The sequence below is a fragment of the Streptosporangium sp. NPDC049376 genome (assembly GCF_044466505.1).
Classification (GTDB): Bacteria; Actinomycetota; Actinomycetes; order Streptosporangiales; family Streptosporangiaceae; genus Streptosporangium.
Genome location: NZ_JBITMT010000032.1, coordinates 50,695 through 70,269, shown reverse-complemented (window position 1 = coordinate 70,269; position 19,575 = coordinate 50,695). Strand labels below are relative to the sequence as shown.

Here is a 19,575-nt window from a genome sequence, read left to right as displayed (position 1 = left end):
CCGCGGCCCCCCCGCGGGGGCGCCGGGGGGGGGGGCCCCCCGGGGGCCCGGGGGGGGGGGGGGCCCCCCGCCCCCCCCCCGGGGGGCCCCCCCCCCCGCCCCCGGGGGGGGGGGGGGGGGGGGGCCCCCCCCCCCCGACTCGTGTGTCCCCGTTCGTTCACCGTTGAAACAACCTTTTGTGAAGGGATTTAGTGATGACCCGCGACCTGAGGACAGCCCGAACCGGGGCAGTTCTCACATTCGTGCTGGCCGGCCTGCTCTGTGGGTCGATGACCGTGCGTATCCCGGCGCTGTCCGACAAACTCGGCCTGTCCGAGGCGTCGATCGGCGTCACGCTCCTCGTGTGGGGGCTGGGCGCGCTGGTCACCATGCAGTCGATGCGCGGGGTGATGGCACGGCTTGGCAGCCGGAGCGTCCTGCGGGTCGGCGCTCCCCTGTGCGCGGTCACCCTGGCCCTGCTGGCCCTGGCGCCGACCTATCCCCTGCTGCTCGTCGCCGCGGCGCTGTTCGGCATGGCGTTCGGCGCGGTCGACGTCGCCATGAACGCGCAGGGCGCGACGGTCGAGCGCGCCTACGGCAGGCCGCTGATGAACGGCATGCACGCGGGCTGGTGCGTGGGCGCGATCTCCGCGGGTCTCCTCGGCACGGCGGCCATCGCGGCGGGCCTGTCGTTCACCGCCCACCTGATCCTGGTGGCGCTCGTCTCCCTTCCCGTACTGGTCGTCATCAGCCGTTCCTACCTGCCCGACCCCGTCCTGTCGGAGAAGGCCGCCGCGGCCGGCCGCCGCCGGATGCCTCCGGTGGTCTACCTGCTCGGTGTGATCGCCTTCTGCGCGTTCATGGTCGAGGGCACGATCGCCGACTGGAACGGTCTGTACCTGCGCGACACCCTGGGCGCGGCCGAGGCCGTGGCCGCGCTGGGCTACCCGGTCTTCGAGGCGGGCATGTTGCTCGGCAGGCTCACCGGCGACCGGGTCAGGGCCCGCTTCGGCGCCCGAGGCATGATCGTCACCGCGGGCCTCGCGACCGCGGCCACCTTCGGCGCGGTGCTGAGCGCGCCGACCGCCCCGGTCGCCGTGGGCGCCATGCTCCTGGTCGGCGTCGCGGTCGCCACGGTCTCCCCGATGGCCCTGTCCCTGGCGGGCGGCGCGACGGCCAACCCCGGTCCGGCCATCGCCCAGACCGGTGCGATGGGCTACGCGGGGCTGCTGCTCGGCCCGGTGATCATCGGGTTCGTCTCGCATGTGACCACCCTCAGGACCGCGCTCTTCCTGGCCGTCGTCCTGGGGCTGCTGATCGCGCTGGCCGCCCGGTTCCTGCCCCGCCCCGCCGTACCGGCCGCCGTGGAGGAGACGCGGGAGCGGGAGCTGTCCATGGCCGCCTGACCAGGTCGTCTTTCCGGCCTTCCGCATTCCGCGGAAGGCCGGACATATATGTCTTAAATGCGAACAACATCCAAATAAGAGACCAAGGCAGAAAACCCTCTGTACGTGTCGTTGATCGTTGATCTACAGTTCTGACTGGTAGTGCACTGCCTGTCAAGTACGTCGTATTCACGATCCGTCAGAACAGGAGATGCTCATGCGACCCGTCCTTCCGGTGGTCACCGCACTCGCCTTGGCCTCGACGCTCGCCCTGGCCGGTACCGCCCAGGCGCAGCAGACCGGCCCGGCCTCCAAGGCCTCCCTGGGACCCGTGGCCTACTTCGAGTTCGCCGACGCCGGCAGCGACACGTTCGTCTTCAAGCTCACCGACACCTCCAAGATCCGGCACGCCAGGGATCTGCTGAGCGGCCTGTCCACCGACAGGCGCAGCGTCATCGGCAAGATCGTCACCGGCACCGAAAGCTACAACCCGTCCTGGAGCTACCACTACGACCCCGCCACGGTCGACTTCTTCGACGTCGCGACCGAGGTGTGCGACGCCTCGATCGGCTACGTCGAGGAGCACCTGTCCGAGGTGGGCGGCGCGTTCCTTCCCGGCAACACCTGGTGCCCGTGGAGCTCGCACCTGGTGCGTGAGGTGACCGTGCCGTAGGGCACACGACCCGTGGTGAACGGGAGGTCCAGACCGTCGGGGGACGCCTGGGGACTCCCTGAGTGAGGACAGCGCCGTCCGGCGGCGGGCCCGCCGCCGGACGGTCACACGGGAAACGGCGCCGCACCCGGGCGCGACGCCGTTTTCCGTGGTCCTGTGAACTACTTGCGCTTGGTGATCTCGTCGGTCAGCTGCGGGACGACCTGGTGCAGGTCACCCACGACGCCGTAGTCCGCGAGCTCGAAGATCGGCGCCTCGGGGTCCTTGTTGATGGCGACGATCGTCTTGGCCGTCTGCATCCCGGCCCGGTGCTGGATGGCGCCGGAGATGCCCGCGGCGATGTAGAGCTGCGGGGAGACGGTCTTGCCGGTCTGACCCACCTGGAACTGGTGCGGGTACCAGCCCGCGTCGGTCGCGGCGCGGGAGGCGCCGACGGCGGCGCCGAGGGAGTCGGCGAGCCCCTCGATGACCGAGAAGTTCTCCGCCGAACCCACGCCACGGCCACCGGAGACCACGATCGCGGCCTCGGTCAGCTCGGGACGGGCCCCCTTCTCCTCCTTGACCCGCTCCACGATCCTGGCGGCCTTGGCGGCCTCGGAGATCGTGACGGAGACGCGCTCCTCGGCGCCCGCGCCCGCCGCGGCCTCGACCGGGGTGGCGTTGGGGCGGACCGCGATGATCGGGGTGCCCTTCGTGACGCGCGAGTGGACGTTGACCCCGCCACCGAAGATCGACTGGTCGGCCACGAGGCCGTCCCCCACACCGACCGCGTCGGTCAGCACACCGGAGTCGATCTTGATGGCCAGCCTGCCCGCGATCTCCTTGGCCTCGGCCGTCGCGGCGACGAGCACCGCGGCCGGAGCCTTCTCCGAGACGAGCTGGGCGAGCAGCTCGGCCTTGGGGGCCACGACGTAGTCAGCGACCTCGGCGGAGTCGGCGACGTAGATCTTCTCGGCTCCGTGCTCGGCCAGCCTCGCCTGGGCCTCCGCGGAGTATCCGGGCCCGGCCCAGACCGCCGACGGCGAGCCCAGCCCTCGGGCGAGCGTCAGCAGCTCCAGCGTGACCTTCTTGACCTGACCTTCGACGTGCTCGACCAGAACGAGAATCTCAGACATATCAGGCAACCCCCGTTCTCAGACGAACTTCTTCGACGCGAGGAAGTCGGCGGCCTTCACACCGCCGTCGCCCTCGTCCTTGACGATCGTGCCCGCCGCGCGCGGCGGAGCCGCGGCGAAGTCGGTCACCTCGCTCCAGGAGCCCGCCAGGCCGACCTGGGCGGCGTCGATCTCGGCGTCGGCGACTCCGAGCTTCTCCACCGGCTTCTTCTTGGCGGCCATGATGCCCTTGAAAGAGGGGTAACGCGGCTCGTTGATCTTCTCGACGACGGAGACGACGGCGGGCAGCGAGGCCTCGACCCTGTCGTAGCCGTAGTCGGTGACGCGCTGGACGGTGATCGTGCCCTTGCCCACCTCGACCTTGTTGGCGAAGGTGAGCTGCGGGACGCCGAGACGCTCGGCCAGCATGGCGGCGAGCACTCCGGTACGGGCGTCGGTCGACTCGGAGCCGAGCACGACCAGGTCGAACCCGATCTTCCTGAGCGTCTGCGCCAGGGCGTAGGAGGTGCCCAGCGCGTCGGAGCCGTGCAGCGCGTCGTCGACCAGGTGGACCGCCTTGTCCGCGCCCATGGCCAGGGCCTTGCGGATGGTGTCGCTCGCCTTGTCGGGGCCCATGGTGAGGACGGTCACCTCACCCCCGTGCGCCTCCTTCAGGCGCAGCGCCTCCTCGACCGCGTACTCGCACAGCTCGTTGATGACGCCGTCGGCGGCGTCGCGGTCGATCGTCTTGTCATCGGACCGCAGCTTGCGCTCGGTCGCCGTGTCGGGGACTTGCTTCACGCAGACGACGATGTTCATGGCCGGTGGCCGACCTCCCGTGTTCGCGTGCGCCACCGCGTCGCTGCGGTTAGCGCCGAATGCTCCCTACGCGCACGCGGGGTACGTGCACGCGATGCCAAGACTGCCGGGTCCCCGTGGGCGGAACGGCAGCGGACGGCATGGCCGGGATGTCCCGTCCCTGCCCTCCGGCACCATGTTACCGATCGGTAGCCTACCCGGGTCGTACGGCTGACGCCGACGGCCAGGGCTGGCCGACCAGTCACACACCCCCACCATACCGAACTATGTTCCGGAAATCGTGGCCGGGTCCCATAGCTCAGCTCGACACGAGGATGGCCACCAGAACGAACAGGACCGTACCCAACGCGAGCGCGAGTGAAAGGGTGCTGAAGAAGGTGCCCAGAACGGCCCAGAGTATGACGGCTCCCGCGCCACCCGCCAGATCGACGATCGCCCGGCCCCGGTCCTTACGGGCGAGGAGGGCGACTCCCCCGTCCACGAACACCGTCAGGCCGTAGGCCGTCAGCAACAGCAGCGACAGCTCCGGCAGCGGACCGCGCGCCGTCGCCGCCGCCAGCGCGGTCAGCAGCCCCGTGCCGACGACCCAGCGACGGTGCACCACGACCCTGCGGCGCCGCAGGGCCTCCTCAGCCGAGAGCCTGCCCTGCGGCGGGCGCCGCCCCGGACGCCACTGCCGGGTGGTCAGCGCGTGCACCCCGGTCTCCACCGCCCCGCCGCCTGAGGAGTCCGTGGAACCTGTGGAGACTCCCGGCACCGCGAAGGCCCGCCGGGGCCGTGCAAGCGGCTCGCCGACCTCCGGGGCCGCGGCCCCGAGGCGTCCGAGCACCTCCGCCGCCGTGGGCCTGGCGGCCGGGTCACGCCGCATGCACTCGCGCAGCACCGGCTCAAGCCAGCCGGGAACCCCCTCAAGGTCGGGATCGTGGTGGACGACGCGGTAGCCGACCGCCGAGGCCGGGCCGGTGCCGTACGGGTGCCTCCCCGTCGCGGCGTGGGCGAGTGTGGCGCCGAAGGAGAACAGGTCGGCCGCCGGGCCCGCCGCCGCGCCCTCGATGACCTCGGGCGCCAGGTATCCGGGAGTGCCGATGACCGTCCCCGACGCCGTGACGGAGGCGGCGTCGAGGGCCGAGGCGATACCGAAGTCGATCACGACCGGCTCGCCGTCGGCCATGATGACGTTGGCCGGCTTGAGGTCGCGGTGGACGACCCCCGCGGCGTGTACGGCCGCCAGCGCCCGCGCCAGGCCGTGCGCCAGCCGTACGAGATCGTCGCCGGGGACCGCGCCCTCGGCGGAGATCAGCGCGCTGAGCGGGCGGCCCTGCACGTAGCGGGTGACCAGGTAGGGGCGGGCGCCCTCCATGGAGGCGTCCAGGACCTCGGCGACGTGCGGCCCCTGGACCCGCCGCATGGTCTCGACCTCGCGTGAGAGGCGGGCCAGGGCCGTGGCGTCGGCCGCGACGTGCGGATGCAGGATCTTTACCGCGACCGTCCGCCCGTCGGGGTCGAGTGCCAGGTGGACCTCGCCGAAACCTCCGGCGCCGAGCGTGGACAGCAGGTGGTACGGGCCAAGGCGGTCACCCTCGGTCGCTCCCATGCGGCTCCTTCCGGCCTGTCCCCTCATCGTGCCTCAGCCGGGCCGCTCCCGCACGAAGAGGTTCCGAGAAACCCTCCATAAAGGACACGGGCCTACACCCGGCTTCTTCATCACGGTTACCGGAACTCACATCTTCCGGACGGAGACCGTCCGGAGATCAGGCTCCGGCCTGGGAAACGACGACCGGTTCCAGTTCCTCGCCCTTGGGGGTCGTGGCGAGCTGAGCGCGCAACCGGCCGAGAAGGTCGGTGATCCCGACCACCCGTTCCCCTGAGGACAGGGTGTGCCGGCCGAGGAAGCGGTCCTCGCCGTACCAGGCGATGAAACGGCCTGAATCCACCGGAACCCGGGCCGCCTGCGCGCCGTCCGCCGTTCGCCAGAGGCAGAGCTGACCGGCCTGCCCGGCGCAACGGGTGGCGAAGACCCTCCCGGAGGGGGACATCCAGTTCTGCTCTCCCATCAGTTTCCCGACCTTCTTGAAGCGGTGTCGCACCGCACCGTGGAGGTCGAAGAACGTGACGTCACGGTGGGCGTCCTCCTCGTCGCGTTCGAGCCCGGTCTGAACGGCCACCGTCTTGAAGTCCGCCCCCCAGCGGAATCCTCCTGAGTAACGGCCGCCATGGGCGACGTGGACGAACCGGGAACTCATCGTGGCCACGTCGACGATCACAAAACCGGTGATCGCCTCCTGGGTGCGGGCGGTCAACAGCAGACGTCCGTCCGGCGACCAGACGGGGCGGACCACACCCATGGGCGCCTTGACCGTCGGCACCTCGCGGACCTTCCCCGTCGCGGTGTCCACGATCGTCACAGGGTCCCGGCCCTGCGCCGGGTAGCTCTCCGTGGTCCCGGCCCCCCAGGCACCGGTCGGCGAAAGAGCCCTCACCGTCCCGTCAAACCGGGCGAAGACTCCCTTCACTCGGACGTAGAGGTCTTCACCGGACAGATAGGCGCCCAGCCAGGGGGAGGTCGTGGCGTCCTCGGCCACCACCGTTCGCGTTCCCGGCAGGCGGAGCAGCCTGAACCGCTGTGGTGGCGCGGGAGCGGGGACGGCCCGCGCCTCACTGACGACATCGGTTTCGCGCAGCCGGTCGGCGACGGATCCGGAGAGTTCCGTCAGCCGGCGCCGAACGGAGATGTCACCCGACACGACGGAGACCACCACCGAACCGGCCCTGAGGACAACGGTGCTCGGCAGGGTCGCGTCCGCGACGGCCTGGTCTCCGATGCCGGTGACCGGTCTGTACGCGTAGACGTCCCGCAGCGTCTCGATCGTGCCGACGGCCTCGCCCGGATCGTCGGCGACCCACAGGACACGTACGACGAGGTGGCCGCCGTTCCGATCGGTGTGGCGGCAGGCGACAGGGCTGGGCATGGTGTAACCGGACAGGGTGGTCCGGGGCGTCCCGGCGGAGAACGTCCTCCCCGGGGAAAGCGCGCAGGCGTCCGGCCAGCGGCCCGGGTCCACACCCGCGAGCAGCGGCGTCCCTCCGCCCTGGCCACGTCGCAGGGCCGCGATGCGTACGCTCGGCGTCTGCCCCACCGCGCTCATGACGCTTCCTGCGTAGAGACGCTCACCGGCCGACGCCAGCGGCCTGCCGGGCGTCGGAAGGCCGTAGGAGGTCACCTCGCCGGTCCCGGGCTCGACCAGGTCGACGACCGGAAGGCCTTCCTCCTCCGTCGCCCGGATTCCGACGCCTCCCTCGACCAGGCCGGTGTACGCCGGCGCCGGTCTCACCTGCCACACAGGGGCGCCTCCGGGCCAGGAGGCCGCCTCCATGACATCCTCCTCACCACTGTGGTAGGTCGTCAGCACGAGGCCCTGTTCGTACGTCATCGCGCATCGCGGCCAGCACTCCCCGCGCCGGAGCACCGCCCGCCCCTCGTCGTCGTACAAGGTCATCGCACCGTCACCGAAGAGCGCGATCACGTGATCGGCGACCTGGAAGTCCGAGACCGCCCCCGCGGGAAGCCGGACCGACCGGCGCGTCGCACCGGTGGCCACGTCCAGGAGAAGCATGCGCGGCGACCGGCCACAGGTGAGGAGGAGCACCACGTCGGCGGCACGAACCGCCGATTGGGAGACGTCGCACCCGGCGGGAGGGCGGAAGCTCCACAGATCACGCGCCGTGCCCGGCGAAACGGCGATCAGCCCTCCTTTCTCCGACTTCCTGGTGAGGAAGACCGGCGAGCGGTCCTGCAGGGCCGCCGACCTCCGTCCCCGGGGCGGGAGGGACAGCCCCCGTCTGCGCCACAGTTCCTTTCCGGTGACGCTCGACACCGCGATCAGCTGGTGCCGCCTGTTCACCTGGGCGAACGGCTGGTAGTAGTCGACGACGAAAACGCCGGAGGCGATGCTCCAGCCCACGGCCGTCGCCGTGGAGAGGTGGTGTCTCCACCTTGGCCGTCCGTCGTCCAGGCCGAGTGCGAGCACACCGCGTGCGGTGTACACGAGAAAGTCACGTGACGTGAGGGCGTACCCGTACTCCCCCTGCGGGATCGAGACGTCCCTGTGCCAGAGAGGGACGAGACGCGCTCGTGGCTGGGCGGCCGCCGGTGCGTCCGCCAGGGGCAAGGGCAGGACCAGCACCAGAAGGACCGCCAGCAGCCGTGTTCTCATCGCCTTCCGCACGGCTGATTCCTACCGGTGATCCGGTAACCCACACCGAAACTGCTGGGATCGTTGTAGACGACCGAGTACCTCGGCGCCTCTCCTGTGACTCTGAACGGCTGTCCGTTGGCCTGTTGGAAGAACGCGCTCTCGGTCTCCCCACTGTCCTTGTAGGCGTAAACCACCTCGATACCCCATTCGTACCAGCGGTTCTTGGCATGCACCGTGAACTCGACCGTCACACGCTCCCCATATGCCAGATCGATGCTCTTGGGCAGGAACCTCGACTGACCGCCTCTGGGGTTCAGGTGGTCGAGGTCCGCCTTGACCTTGTACTCCTCACCACCTCCCTGGGCGGGGATGGTGAGACAGGTGCCCGTGGGAGGGGGCCCGGACCTGACGATGTACGGCCGGACGTCGATGATCCTGACGGCGCCGTGGCGTCGGCCCCGGAGAACGGTGACCACGTTCATCGTCCCCAGCCGAGCCGCATGGTGACGGAACAGCGTCTCCGTCAGCTGCCGGTAACTCGGAGCGCGCAGCAGAAGGGCGTGCTCGGCGGTCGAGAACTCGTCCGGCATCGCGAAGGAGTCTCCGACGTTGACTATCGATGTGGTGACGGCGGTCAGGACCGGCGCGCCGAGAGCGTCCTGAGCCACGTCGGCCAGAGTGGAGCGTTCGCCGAACGCTACCGCGCCGACCGCCAGGACGACGCCTACGACGAACAGCCACACCGGTGAACGCCGCCGGACGGGTCTTCCCGCAGACTCGGAGACAACCGTCACGTCCCTGGCGGACGTGATCTGGACGTTGTTCCCGCCAACCGTCGCATGGTGCAGGCTCGGGGCGGCGGCGGGCTGCTCGACCGGCTCGGTCTCAGGCGGATGACGGGTCATCTCGTCGCCCGAAGGCCACGAACCACCTGGCGGGCGAGTCTCACGGTGACCTCGTGGCCGCCCGCGCCGTCCATGCGGACCACCGTGTCACCCGCCCGTAGGATCGCGACATCGCGCACCGCACTGTTGGTGTACATCTGCGCGCCATGCCCGAGATGGATGGGTTTTTTCTCGTCGAACCTCGCCATCAGATCCTGAAGAACGTCCTCTGTCTCGTCCTTGTCCGTTCCCGCCCATCTGATGTCGATCGTGATGACGGGATGCCTCGCGTCGCCGGGAACCAGGTCGCAGCCGACGGGCGTGTCCAGGGCGAGTTCCGGCGGCCCCGGCCGGGCGACAGGAGTGTAGTGAGCCTCCGGGAACTCGGCCCTCAGCGTGGAGGCCGGGATCAGGGCACACGCGTCACGCCACCTCTCACGACCGACGCCTCCGCGCGCCGTGGCGCCGGGGTCTGCCGACGGCGGAACCGTCGTGTAAGCGGCCAGCGACGAGGTGGACGCGGAGGCGAACAGCAACGCGTACCGGCTCATGCCAAGCAGGCTGACGGGAGCGGGAAAGGCGACGACGGGCGTCTGCTCTCCCGTCACCGGATCCACCGTCACGACGATGGAGCTCTGAAGCTCACCGAGCCGCCTCGTCGCGTAGATCCGCCCGTCGAGCGCCTGAACCGCCATGAAGGAGACACTCTCGTCCTCGCTCTCGATGACGCGGCCGGATCGCCGGTCCACGATCGCCGTCAACAAGGAGTTTCTGTAGTCGTCCTGCCCCACGACCAGCACACCGGTGGCCGTGGCGACGAGAGAGCACGGACAGGCGTGTTCGGCGACGTGCTCGTAGAGTTGCCGGCCGTCGGCGTCGTAGACGTTCAACGCGTTGTCGCTCTCCAGGCCCACCACCCCGTCGGCGACCACGACCAGGGTATCGCCCAGGGGAAAGACCTCCTGCTCCCAGAGCCACCTGCCGGTGGAGGCGCTCAGCACACGCAGACGGGTCTCCCGCCCGCAGGAGATCAGCATCGCGACGACCCACCGGTCCGCCCCGCCTGTCTGCCCGAGGCACCCGGAGGGGAGGGGGGAGTCCCATCTGCGGCGCCCGTCCGCCACGTCGAGGGCTCTCACCACACCGATGGCGGGAAGGTGGATCAGTACGTTCCCCTCACCGACACCGAGATAGGTCACCAGAGGGGGCATGGGCGTGTCGGAGCCGTGGAATCCGGACCCGAGCGTCCAGAGGAGCGCTCCAGTGCGTCCGTTGAACGTCAGAAGGCCATCACCCCTGGGGGCTTCTTCGTCCGTCTTGTCCTTCCCGTCGCGCGGAATCGCCGCGACGACGTAGTCACCGGTCGCCCCGATGCGCTCCTCCGGCGGGCTGTAGCCGTTGGAGTCCGACACGCCGAAGGACCACAGGAGACGCCCTGTGTCGGCTTCTCTGCCTTCGATCTGATCTCCGTGTGTCACGACCAGCACGTCACCGACGAAGACGGTGTTGGACAGGTCCTCCGGGATCTTCACCTTCCACAGCAGCGAGCGAATACCGCCGGGAACGGCCGCGCCTCCATTTTCCACGGGAACGCGGAAAGGCACCGGAGGAAGCGAAGAAGGAATCACCAGGTAGGGCAGGAACAGCAGGGCAAGCCACACCCATGATTCACGAACGCGCCACTTCCCGATTACGAAGTACATCTTCAGGAAGCCATGTCCACTTGACCTCCCGGCGAATCAGCGTCGATGGAGGTTGACGTCCCGTGCCGATCCGATCTGAACGTTGTCCCCGGAGATCGAGCTTCCAGCGACGACCTGGCCACCGCTGTTCACCACCGGAGTGGAGGCGGAGGCGGCCCGCAGCAACCTCGCCACGTCCCCGGCCAGTTCGGGATCGGCGGCGAGAGCCCTCTTCAACTGACCACGGAGTGCGGCCAGGGCGTCCTCGTCCTCCGGCTCGTCCGCGAGATCCTGAACGGCGAACTCGATGCGATCGCGGCTTTCCTCACGCTTGACGAAACGCCGCAGCAGCCTGCGCCCGAGATTCACCGACTCGTCGGCGGCCAGATCCTGCGTCTTGGCCAGCACCGCGCCTCCGTAGGCGCCTATCGCCGCCACCACATAAGGTGTCACCTGATTTGCCAGATCGGCAACGTTCACGCGCCCTCCCAGTCCTTCTATCTCATCTCCCCCGCCGCCGTCATGGTTACACCGCCGCCGATTATCGGCCCGCCTTTTGTTCTTCTTCCGGCTGCGAAATCGCACACGCCGCGGAAACCTGACGGACCGGCGCCGGGCAGGAGGGTGAAACGGTGCCCCGGCAACGACCGGGGCAAAGCCGAAGGGCGTGGGGTCCGGAGGACACCCACGCCCTTCGTCGTTCAGGATCCCGGCGGCTTGGACCCTCCGTCTAGAAGGAGACGAACCCGAGGCCGAGGCTGTCCATCAGGTCGTTGAACAGGCCTCGGACGAGGTCGATCGCTCCCATCTGCCCGTTCTCCACCTTGACCTGCCAGGCCCGCGTCACCTGCTTGACGACGCTCGACGGCTGGTCCCACGGGACGAAGGACGGGATCAGCGTCAGCGCGCCCATCACCACGAAGAACGCGAGCGTGCCCAGGATGATCGTGGTCACCATCGCCGCCCCCGGGCTGCGGATCACCCCGGTCAGAGCGCGGGAGACCGCTCTGCGCGGCTTGCCCCCGCCGGGCAGCACGAACAGCCCCGCCACGAACGCCCCGGCCGCGTAGGCCGCCGCCGGGTCGGTCTTCATGTGCCCGATGAACGTCAGCGCGCCCCAGACGCACATGCCGAACATCGCGGCCAGCGGAGCCGTGACCAGCGTCGCGAGGAACGCCTTGATCAACGCCCACGGGGTGCCGACCAGCGCGAGCAGCGGGTCGGCGGCGCTGTTGCCGCGCACGGAGCGACGCTGGGCCAGGTCTCCGAAGAGGTACTCCCCGACCCGCAGGCAGAGCACGGCGACCAGCGCGAAGGCGCTCACCACCACGGGCAGCACGCAGGCCAGGCCGACCAGGATCGCCAGCAGCAGCGCCGCGGCCAGCGGATGCCCGGTGCGGTAGCGGGGACGCTGCTCCCCGGGCAGGGGCTGCGGCGCGGGCGGCGGGACGTACGGCCTGGGCTCGTGCTGGGGCGGGGCGAACGGCGCGCCCTGCCCCACCGGCTGCGGCGCCGGGTATCCGGCGACCCGCTGGTCGGGGTAGGGGGGCGGCGGCGCGACCCTGCGCTGCACGGAGAGCGGAGCCGGCACGTAGGGCGGCGGCGGTGTGGCCGGGACGTACGGCGGCGGCGACCCGGCCGTGGAACGCCCGGCCTGGTGCTCGGGCGGCTCCTCACGCGGCCTGCGCTCGCGCCGCTCCGGCTTGGCGTACTCGACCGGGGGCAGCAGGTCGGAGTAGGTCCCGTCCTGCGGCAGCGCCCTGGTGCCGTTCGCCGGAGGCGGGACCTGAGGCCGCGACGCGGAAGGCGACGTGGAAGACGAAGCGGAAGACGTGGAAGACGGCGCGGTGGGGGACGGCACGACCGGCGGCGGACCGTCCAGCACCCGGGTGCCGTCCGCGCTGAACACCCTGGTGCCGCCGTCGTTGGCCTGCGGCGGCGCGGCCTCGTGGAAGGCGGTGACCGTCGGGTCGAGGTCGCGTGCCATCCGCAGCAGCGCGTGCGCGCTCGGCCTGGCCTTGGGGTCGACCGCCAGGGCCTGCCTGAGCCAGCCGCGCAGCCAGACCGGGGCCTGGTCGACGTTGGCCCGGCCCTCCATGATGTTGAAGCAGACGACCTCGAAGCTCCCGGTGCCGAACGGCGGCTTGCCGGTCGCGCCGAAGAAGACCGTCGAGGCCAGCGCGTGCACGTCGGCGGCCTGGGTGATCTCGGAGTCCCTGATGATCTCCGGGGCGAGATAGCCGGGCGTGCCGACGAACATGCCGGTCTGGGTCAGCCGGGTCGCGTTGACCAGGTGCGCGATGCCGAAGTCGATGACCAGCGGCTCTCCGTCGACCATCATCACGTTCGACGGCTTGAGGTCACGGTGCACGACGTCGGCCGCGTGGATCGCCACCAGCGCCGCGCACAGGCCGCGGGCGAGCTTGATGACCTCGCGCGGGGCCAGCGGCCCCTCCGCGAGGACGATCTCCTCAAGCGTGCGGCCCGGCGCGAAGCGGGTCACGATGTACGGCTGCGCGCCGGTCAGCTCGGCGTCGAGCACCTCGGCCACCTGCGCGCTGCGCACCCGCCGCATGGTCTCGACCTCGCGGGTGAGCCGGTCGCGGGCCTTGAGGTCGGCCGCGACGTGCGGGTGCAGGACCTTGACCGCCACCTCGCGGCCGTCCTCGTCGAGCCCCAGGTGGACGACCCCCATGCCGCCCTCGCCGATCTGCCTGAGCAGCCGGTACGGCCCGAGCCGCTCCGGTGCCTGCGTCTCTCCCGTCGTCATCGTGTCGCCCTGTCCCGTAGATTGCGCAGTTCCCCCACCACCGTTCCGACGTCGACCGGCGCCCATTGCACCCGCGACGTCCCTCCCCTGAAGGTGCCGATCGCGAACAGGAGCGCCAGTGCGGCGACCGCTCCCAGCACCGCGGCCACGGCCGTGGCCGCGCCGCGCGAAGGCAGCAGTGATGCCAGCGTACGTCGCATCTGCCTCCTGGGGCCCTCGACTCCAGGACCTGCGCAGATCGTCCACAGCGCCACAGCCGCACCCCAGCTGAGCGCGGCGGTCTGCGGCAGGCTCCTGACCAGCACCGACAGCAGCAACGTCACCGGCAGGCCGAGGATGAGGCCGTACGGCACGAGCGCGAGGGTGATGCCTGCGGACTTCGCCAGGGCGGCGGGCCTGCCGAGCACCCGCAGGACGTCGGCGGCCCCCTCGGAAGCCTGCCTGCGGCCGTTGAACTCGGGCTGGGCGATGTCGGCGGCGCGCAGCAGGATCACCAGCGGGATGGCGACGACGGCGGTCAGAACGGGCGCCAGGACGGCGACAGCCGTCACGGCGACCATCAGCAGCGCGCTCGCGACGCCGTAAACCGCGGAGCCCCGCGGAGCGGAGGAGGCGGTGGCACGCCACTCCTGGCGTTCCTCGGCGGGCGGGTAGGACTGCACCCGTGTCGCCTGATAGGGCTGCGGGCCCGCGGCGCCCGGATGCGCGGGGTGCCCGCCCGGCTGGGGAGCCCGCTCGAAGGCCGCCTGCCCCTGGGGGTACTGCCGCTGCGCCTGGTTGCGCAGTTGTTCGAGCTCGTGGGGCCGGACCCGCTGGGTCGGGATGTCGCCGTCGCCACCGGGCCTCGCCGGCAGGCCCCTCGTCCCCGGCTGCTCCTGGAAGGCCTGCTGCGGCATCGGCTGCGAGACCGGCTGGGCGGCCGCCTGACGCAGTTCCTCCGGCGTCACCCTGCGGGTCGGCCACGGGTCGGGCCCCTGCTGCTGCTCGCCGAGCAGCGAGACGTAGTCGGGCGGCGTCGAGACCGGGGCGGGCGGCCACGGCATGGACGTGCCGGGACGCGAGGCGACCGGGGTCGGCACGTCACCGGGGTCGGTTCGCTCCCCCGTACGGCCGGGCGCCGCGACGTCACCGGGGCGGGAACCCAGGCCCGTGGGCACGTAGGGTCCGGTCGGCTGCCCGGGGTCCGCGACGGGACCGGACCGGAAACCCGGGCCGGTGGGCACGTAGGGCCCCGTCGCCTGACCCGTCGCCTGGCCGGGGGCCACGCCCGGAGCGCCACCGGGAGTGGCGCCGAGTCCCGTCGGCACGTACGGCCCGGTCGGCTGCCCGAGGTCCGTCGTGCGGCCCTCGAAGCCGGTGACCGTGGGCACCTCGTCCGGCGGGCTGGGACGTCCGGAGGCCGACATCAGCCGTTCGATCTGGGCGGCGAGCTCCGCCGCCCTGGGACGCCTGGCGGGGTCGCGCTGGAGGGCGGCGCGCAGCACGGGCCGCAGCGCCTCGGGGACCGCGTCCACGTTCGCCCGGCCCGCGGTGATGTTGTAGAAGATCATCTCCAGCGTGCCCTTGCCGAAGGGCGGCTGGCCGGTGGCCGCGAAGACCATCGTGCCCGCCCAGGCGTGCACGTCCACCTCGGGTCCCGCCTCGTGCCCCTCGATGATCTCGGGCGCGAGGTAGCCGGGCGTGCCGATGAACATGCCGGTCTGGGTCAGCCGGGTCGCGTCCACGGCCTGCGCGATGCCGAAGTCGATGAGGACCGGCCTGCCGTTCAGGATGAGCACGTTGCCGGGCTTGAGGTCGCGGTGGATCACCCCGACGGAGTGCACGGACGCCAGCGCGGAGGCCACCCCGTAGGCGACCTTGAGCAGCGCGGGCAGGTCCATCGGACCTTCCTGCTTGACATGGTCGTCCAACGGCTGACCCGGCACGTAGCGGGTCACGATGTAGGGGCGGTGTCCTGTCACGTCGGCGTCGAGGACCTCGGCGATGTGCTCGCTGCGCACCCGCCGCATGGTCTCGACCTCGCGAGAGAGCCTGCGGCGGGCCACGTCGTCGCCCGCGACCTCCGAGCGCAGGACCTTCACCGCGACCTGCCGCCCGTGGGGGTCGGCCGCGAGGTGGACAACGCCCATGCCGCCTTCACCGAGCCGCCGGAGCAGTCGGTACGGGCCCAGTCGGTCGTCCTGATTCATGGCATGAAAAACCATACCGGCTTAAACCCCGCCCATGAGATGAACCATCAGGCCATATTCTCTGATGGGATAACGTGTGCCAGATCTCCACGGTTTCCCAAACCGGGGTAACACTCAATCTCTTTTCGGCGTCAGTTCGCCAGGCCGATCACCTGGGCGGTCTTCAGACCGGCCAGCAGGGCGCCGGAGACCGCCAGCTTCGACCTGCGCGCACCGCTGCCGATCACCACCCCCGGATGGGCCGCGACCGCCTCGTCCACCAGCACCGGCCAGTCCTCGGGCAGGCCGAGCGGGGTGATGCCGCCGTACTCCATCCCGGTCAGGCCGACGGCGTCGTCCTGCGGGGCGAAGGAGATCTTCCTGGCGTCCAGGTGCCGCCTGACCACGCCGTTGACGTCGGCCCTGGTGGTGGCGAGCACCATGCACGCGGCGTAGCGGACCTCGCCGGCGCGCTTGGCGGCCACGATCACGCAGTTGGCCGACTCGCCCATGCCGACGCCGTAACGCTCGCAGAAGGCCGCCGTGTCGGCGAGGTCCGGGTCGATCTCCGCGACCTCGACGTCCTGCCCGGTCACGGCCCGCGCGACCGGCTCGGCGAGCAGGTCGGGCCGCTCCCCGGCGGGCACCCAGTCAAGTGTTCCGATCCTCACAGCCTTCTCCCAACCACTCACCGCGTCGTTCCTGAGACTGTACGGCGAATCAGGCCGGGGCCCGTACGACCCGGGTGTGCAGTTCGGTCACCGCACGCCTGGCCGACTCCATCGCCCCCGCCTGCCAGGCCACCAGGTGGGTGAGCCAGTCTCCGGCGAAGTGGACCCGCCCGGCGGGGCGCCGCAGCAGGGCGAAGGCCCCCTCGTAGGAGGGCCAGCGGACCCAGCCGCCTTCGATGTGCGGTTGCCTGTGCCAGGCGATGGAGACGCTGGAGCGCAGGTCCGCGCGGTACCTCTCGCCGTGGATCTTCTTGCCCTGGGTGAGCGCGCGGGCCCGGCGCCCGGCGTGGGGGAGCCTGCCGTACAGCTCGGCGTTCTCCTCGGTGTTGTAGTAGCCGACGATCAGGCCGGACGCGGAGTGGTAACCGTGCGAGGGGTACCAGATGTGAGTGATGTCCAGGTCCGTCTCGGTGACGCCGCCGTAGATGCGTTCGTCGATCTCCCACCAGCGCCTGCCGTACTCAAGGCCGATCTTCCCGGCGGCGACCGGGACCGGGGTGCGCAGCGCGGCGGTGACCTGGGCGCCCAGATTGTGCGGGAGGCGGGCCATCAGGTGCGGCGGCAGTGTCGCGACGCAGTAGTCGGCGCGGACCGTGCCTCCGGTGTGGGTCACCTCGACGCCGTCGGGCAGGTTCTTCAGGCCCGTGACACGGGCGCCCGTCATGATCCGGTCCCGGCCGACCGCGCGGGTGAGCGCGGTCACGATCGCGTCCATGCCGCCGACCGGCTGGAACATGGGCACGGCCTGGTCGTAGCCGAAGTCCATGGTGATCGCCCTGCCCATGCCCGCGGCGAAGACCTCGGCCAGTGAGCCCGGGGCGCCGAGCGGGACCCCGTCGTCGACCCCGGGGTAGACGGTGAAGCCCCTGCGGGTCGAGCCCCGGTAGGACAGGTCGGGGCCCAGGTCGCCGAAACGGCGCAGGAACTCGCCGAGCCGTTCCCTGTCGTCCCTGGTCAGCCTGCGGTTGAGCGCGCCCGCGTGGCTCGCCTTCGCCAGCAGTTCGGCGACGTAGCCGTACATGTCGGCGCGGGCGGTCCTGGCCCTGACGGGGGCCTTCATGCCGTGGGTGTAGACGTAGGCGGAGGCGTTGTTGTTGACGAACGTCTCGATGGGCACGCCCAGCTCGCGGCAGTAGTCCATGGTGACCATCCACGGCGCGATACGGCCCGGCCCGGCGTTGAAGTAGGTCCCCTCCTGGAAGTCCGCCGTCTGGGCCTGCCCGCCGTTCTCGGTCAGCCGGTCGCCCCGGCGCAACGTGAGGTTCCGCCCGCCGACCCGGTCCGCGGCGTCGAGGATGGTGCAGTCGTAGCCCGCCTTGCCCAGCTCGTAGGCGCAGGTCAGCCCGGCGACCCCGGCGCCGAGGACGACCACCTTCGCCGCGCCCCTGCCGCTGAGGGAGAAGTCGGAGGCCCGGGGCGGGACGTAGTCCTCGGGCCGGGTCTCGTGGGAGCCGGGGGCCAGGCCCAGCGCGCCCATGGCCGCGAACATGGCGCCCGCCCCGCCCGCGGCCCCGACGCCGACCAGCAGCGCCCTGCGGGTCAGCGTCCCCCGGGGCCCCCGGGCCTCCCGATCGCTCATCGTGTTCCCTGAGCCGTCCCCCGGGTCGTCCCCCAGCTCTCGACGCGGCGTGCCTCGTCCTCACTCATGAAGCCCACCTCGGCCGCCATGAAGTCGTGGACCTGTTTGCGCCACGGCTCGGGGATCTCCTCGACGGCCGGGGGGTAGCAGCGGTCGAGCCAGGCGGTCGAGGCCTCGGTCGCGCCGAGGAACCCGGCGGCCCTGCCGAAGACGGTGCCCTCGACGCCGGGGACCCTGGCGCAGCCGTACTCGATCATCTCCTGCCCGCCGTACGGCGGGGGCTCCTGCCACTTGCGGGCGACGGGGCGCTTGGGGCCGACCGCGGTGCGCAGCGGGCGGCGTTCCACGGCGGCCTGGATGAGCTCCTTGTAGAGGCACTTCCCGCAGGTCCCGCAGGGTCCCTCGACGCCCCGAAGGCACCAGCGGACCTGCTCGCGCAGGGAGGAGTTCAGGGCCAGGCGCATGGTGACCGCCTCGCTCACCCCGCCGACCGGGAGCACGATGTGCACCCCGACGGCGGCGAACGCCCTGCCCCAGGCGCCGTGCGGCGCCCACATCGGGTTGTCGGGGGTGTATCTGAGCAGGTAGCGGTCCCCCCCGAGCCAGCGCGACCCCAGCTCGTAGCCGAAGGCGAGACCGCCCAGGTCGAGTTCGTCGGCCAGCAGCAGCGCCCCGGCGGCCACCGCGTGGTGCTCGGGATAACCGGGGCGGGGCTCGGCGAGGGTGAACTCCAGGTCGGAGCGGACCACGGTCAGCTCCCTGCCCGTCTTCTCGGCGAGGCGGGCCAGGACGTCGGAGCGGTAGTGGGTCCAGCGGTTGGGCACGCGCGGGTGGGAGACCCGCTGGAAGTGCACGAACGGCGCCTCGGGCAGCATCGCGGCCACGGCGACCGAGTCCGCGCCGCCGCTGTAGGAGACCGCGAGCCTGCTCCCCGAGCGCGGCGTCCCGCCGACCGGCCCCGCCTCGACCCCCCAGCCGTCGGCGAGGGCCTCGGCCAGAACCGGTGAGATCGGCTCGTCGAAGGTGACCGTACGGCGCGTCCACGGCGCGACGATCGTCCAGGCCGCCAGCGCCCGCAGGTCGGGGTGGACCTCGCCGGGAGTGCGCGGCAGCTCGACCCGGCAGGAGTTCGTGGCCATCCTCAACGGCTGGCCGTCGGCGCAGAGGCCGGTGATCTCGTCCTCGGCGTCCAGCCGGAAGGCCAGGCGCATGACGTCGCCCTCGGTGGTCCAGGTCACCCTCATGGAGCACCCACCCCACGGCGGCCCAGCGCCTGGTCGGCGGCCTGCCAGAGCAGGACCTCGTTCTGCAGGACGTGCTCCATGGCGGCCGCGGTCTCCTGCGCCAGCCGGTGCGCGTCGTCCCAGCGCCGCACCTGCGCCTGTTCCGGGGTGGCCTTGGCCACCTGTGCCCTGAGCCTGTCGACCTCGGCCCGCAGCGCGGTGACCTCCCGGCCCAGCGTCTGGACCTCCCAGAGCGCGTCCTTGATGTCCTGCCGGTGGTCGGCCCTGGAGATGTACCGCGCGTCGAACCAGCCGAGCACCGCGCGCCGCAGCCATGCGGGCAGCAGCGCGCGCTTCCTTAAGCGCACCATAACCCGGCACGATACCGGCAA

15 protein-coding genes are annotated in these 19,575 nt (G+C 71.1%); 2 read left to right on the top strand and 13 right to left on the bottom strand.

Going from position 1 to position 19,575, the window contains the following annotated elements:
• The first annotated feature begins 194 nt into the window (after window positions 1–194).
• Complete coding sequence (locus ACIBVQ_RS38725; protein WP_399183845.1) at window positions 195–1,385, top strand: MFS transporter; 1,191 nt, start codon at window positions 195–197, stop codon at window positions 1,383–1,385.
• A gap of 196 nt (window positions 1,386–1,581) precedes the next feature.
• Window positions 1,582–2,037 carry a calmodulin-binding protein gene (locus ACIBVQ_RS38720; protein WP_352015204.1) on the top strand — a complete coding sequence of 152 codons (456 nt, stop codon included), beginning with the start codon at window positions 1,582–1,584 and terminating at the stop codon, window positions 2,035–2,037.
• A gap of 161 nt (window positions 2,038–2,198) precedes the next feature.
• On the opposite strand, the gene ACIBVQ_RS38715 is transcribed toward ACIBVQ_RS38720, so the two are convergent.
• The 13 genes from ACIBVQ_RS38715 to ACIBVQ_RS38655 all read right to left on the bottom strand — a co-directional run bounded on the left by ACIBVQ_RS38715 (window position 2,199) and on the right by ACIBVQ_RS38655 (window position 19,554).
• Window positions 2,199–3,152 carry an electron transfer flavoprotein subunit alpha/FixB family protein gene (locus ACIBVQ_RS38715; RefSeq protein ID WP_362780577.1) on the bottom strand — a complete coding sequence of 318 codons (954 nt, stop codon included), beginning with the start codon at window positions 3,150–3,152 and terminating at the stop codon, window positions 2,199–2,201.
• Between the two features lie 18 nt (window positions 3,153–3,170).
• A complete protein-coding gene (locus tag ACIBVQ_RS38710) occupies window positions 3,171–3,950 on the bottom strand; it encodes an electron transfer flavoprotein subunit beta/FixA family protein (RefSeq protein WP_362780575.1) in 780 nt (259 codons plus the stop codon).
• A gap of 298 nt (window positions 3,951–4,248) precedes the next feature.
• The gene (locus ACIBVQ_RS38705) at window positions 4,249–5,544 is read right to left on the bottom strand and encodes a serine/threonine-protein kinase (RefSeq protein WP_399183842.1); all 1,296 of its coding nucleotides are present in this window, start codon (window positions 5,542–5,544) and stop codon (window positions 4,249–4,251) included.
• A gap of 157 nt (window positions 5,545–5,701) precedes the next feature.
• A complete protein-coding gene (locus ACIBVQ_RS38700) occupies window positions 5,702–8,176 on the bottom strand; it encodes a PQQ-binding-like beta-propeller repeat protein (protein ID WP_399183840.1) in 2,475 nt (824 codons plus the stop codon).
• Window positions 8,161–9,051, bottom strand: coding sequence for a hypothetical protein (locus ACIBVQ_RS38695; RefSeq protein WP_362780568.1), 891 nt, complete (start codon window positions 9,049–9,051; stop codon window positions 8,161–8,163). Before ACIBVQ_RS38695 ends, ACIBVQ_RS38700 begins: the two co-directional genes overlap by 16 nt.
• On the bottom strand, window positions 9,048–10,616 hold the full coding sequence (locus ACIBVQ_RS38690) for a PQQ-binding-like beta-propeller repeat protein (RefSeq protein ID WP_399183838.1): 1,569 nt from the start codon (window positions 10,614–10,616) through the stop codon (window positions 9,048–9,050). The genes ACIBVQ_RS38695 and ACIBVQ_RS38690 overlap by 4 nt, the downstream gene beginning before the upstream one ends.
• A gap of 153 nt (window positions 10,617–10,769) precedes the next feature.
• Window positions 10,770–11,192 carry a hypothetical protein gene (locus ACIBVQ_RS38685; RefSeq protein ID WP_386187472.1) on the bottom strand — a complete coding sequence of 141 codons (423 nt, stop codon included), beginning with the start codon at window positions 11,190–11,192 and terminating at the stop codon, window positions 10,770–10,772.
• A 250-nt stretch (window positions 11,193–11,442) separates the two neighbouring features.
• Window positions 11,443–13,482, bottom strand: a complete 2,040-nt coding sequence (locus ACIBVQ_RS38680; RefSeq protein ID WP_399183836.1) for a serine/threonine-protein kinase — start codon at window positions 13,480–13,482, stop codon at window positions 11,443–11,445.
• Window positions 13,479–15,671 carry a protein kinase gene (locus ACIBVQ_RS38675; RefSeq protein WP_399183834.1) on the bottom strand — a complete coding sequence of 731 codons (2,193 nt, stop codon included), beginning with the start codon at window positions 15,669–15,671 and terminating at the stop codon, window positions 13,479–13,481. The genes ACIBVQ_RS38680 and ACIBVQ_RS38675 overlap by 4 nt, the downstream gene beginning before the upstream one ends.
• Before the next feature lie 131 nt (window positions 15,672–15,802).
• Entirely contained in the window at window positions 15,803–16,321 is a 519-nt protein-coding gene (locus ACIBVQ_RS38670) for a YbaK/EbsC family protein (protein ID WP_399183832.1), read from the bottom strand.
• Between the two features lie 49 nt (window positions 16,322–16,370).
• Window positions 16,371–17,960, bottom strand: coding sequence for a flavin monoamine oxidase family protein (locus ACIBVQ_RS38665; protein ID WP_399183830.1), 1,590 nt, complete (start codon window positions 17,958–17,960; stop codon window positions 16,371–16,373).
• On the bottom strand, window positions 17,957–19,204 hold the full coding sequence (locus ACIBVQ_RS38660) for a DUF6395 domain-containing protein (protein ID WP_399183828.1): 1,248 nt from the start codon (window positions 19,202–19,204) through the stop codon (window positions 17,957–17,959). Before ACIBVQ_RS38660 ends, ACIBVQ_RS38665 begins: the two co-directional genes overlap by 4 nt.
• A complete protein-coding gene (locus tag ACIBVQ_RS38655) occupies window positions 19,201–19,554 on the bottom strand; it encodes a hypothetical protein (protein ID WP_399183826.1) in 354 nt (117 codons plus the stop codon). Before ACIBVQ_RS38655 ends, ACIBVQ_RS38660 begins: the two co-directional genes overlap by 4 nt.
• Between the last annotated feature and the right edge of the window lie 21 nt (window positions 19,555–19,575).

Excerpts from the sequence above, each read along its gene's own strand:
- ACIBVQ_RS38725 (WP_399183845.1), top strand. The coding sequence starts at position 195 with ATGACCCGCGACCTGAGGACAGCCCGAACCGGGGCAGTTCTCACATTC.
- ACIBVQ_RS38720 (WP_352015204.1), top strand. The coding sequence starts at position 1,582 with ATGCGACCCGTCCTTCCGGTGGTCACCGCACTCGCCTTGGCCTCGACG.
- ACIBVQ_RS38715 (WP_362780577.1), bottom strand. The coding sequence starts at position 3,152 with ATGTCTGAGATTCTCGTTCTGGTCGAGCACGTCGAAGGTCAGGTCAAG.
- ACIBVQ_RS38710 (WP_362780575.1), bottom strand. The coding sequence starts at position 3,950 with ATGAACATCGTCGTCTGCGTGAAGCAAGTCCCCGACACGGCGACCGAG.
- ACIBVQ_RS38705 (WP_399183842.1), bottom strand. The coding sequence starts at position 5,544 with ATGGGAGCGACCGAGGGTGACCGCCTTGGCCCGTACCACCTGCTGTCC.
- ACIBVQ_RS38695 (WP_362780568.1), bottom strand. The coding sequence starts at position 9,051 with ATGACCCGTCATCCGCCTGAGACCGAGCCGGTCGAGCAGCCCGCCGCC.
- ACIBVQ_RS38680 (WP_399183836.1), bottom strand. The coding sequence starts at position 13,482 with ATGACGACGGGAGAGACGCAGGCACCGGAGCGGCTCGGGCCGTACCGG.
- ACIBVQ_RS38675 (WP_399183834.1), bottom strand. The coding sequence starts at position 15,671 with ATGAATCAGGACGACCGACTGGGCCCGTACCGACTGCTCCGGCGGCTC.
- ACIBVQ_RS38665 (WP_399183830.1), bottom strand. The coding sequence starts at position 17,960 with ATGAGCGATCGGGAGGCCCGGGGGCCCCGGGGGACGCTGACCCGCAGG.
- ACIBVQ_RS38660 (WP_399183828.1), bottom strand. The coding sequence starts at position 19,204 with ATGAGGGTGACCTGGACCACCGAGGGCGACGTCATGCGCCTGGCCTTC.
- ACIBVQ_RS38655 (WP_399183826.1), bottom strand. The coding sequence starts at position 19,554 with ATGGTGCGCTTAAGGAAGCGCGCGCTGCTGCCCGCATGGCTGCGGCGC.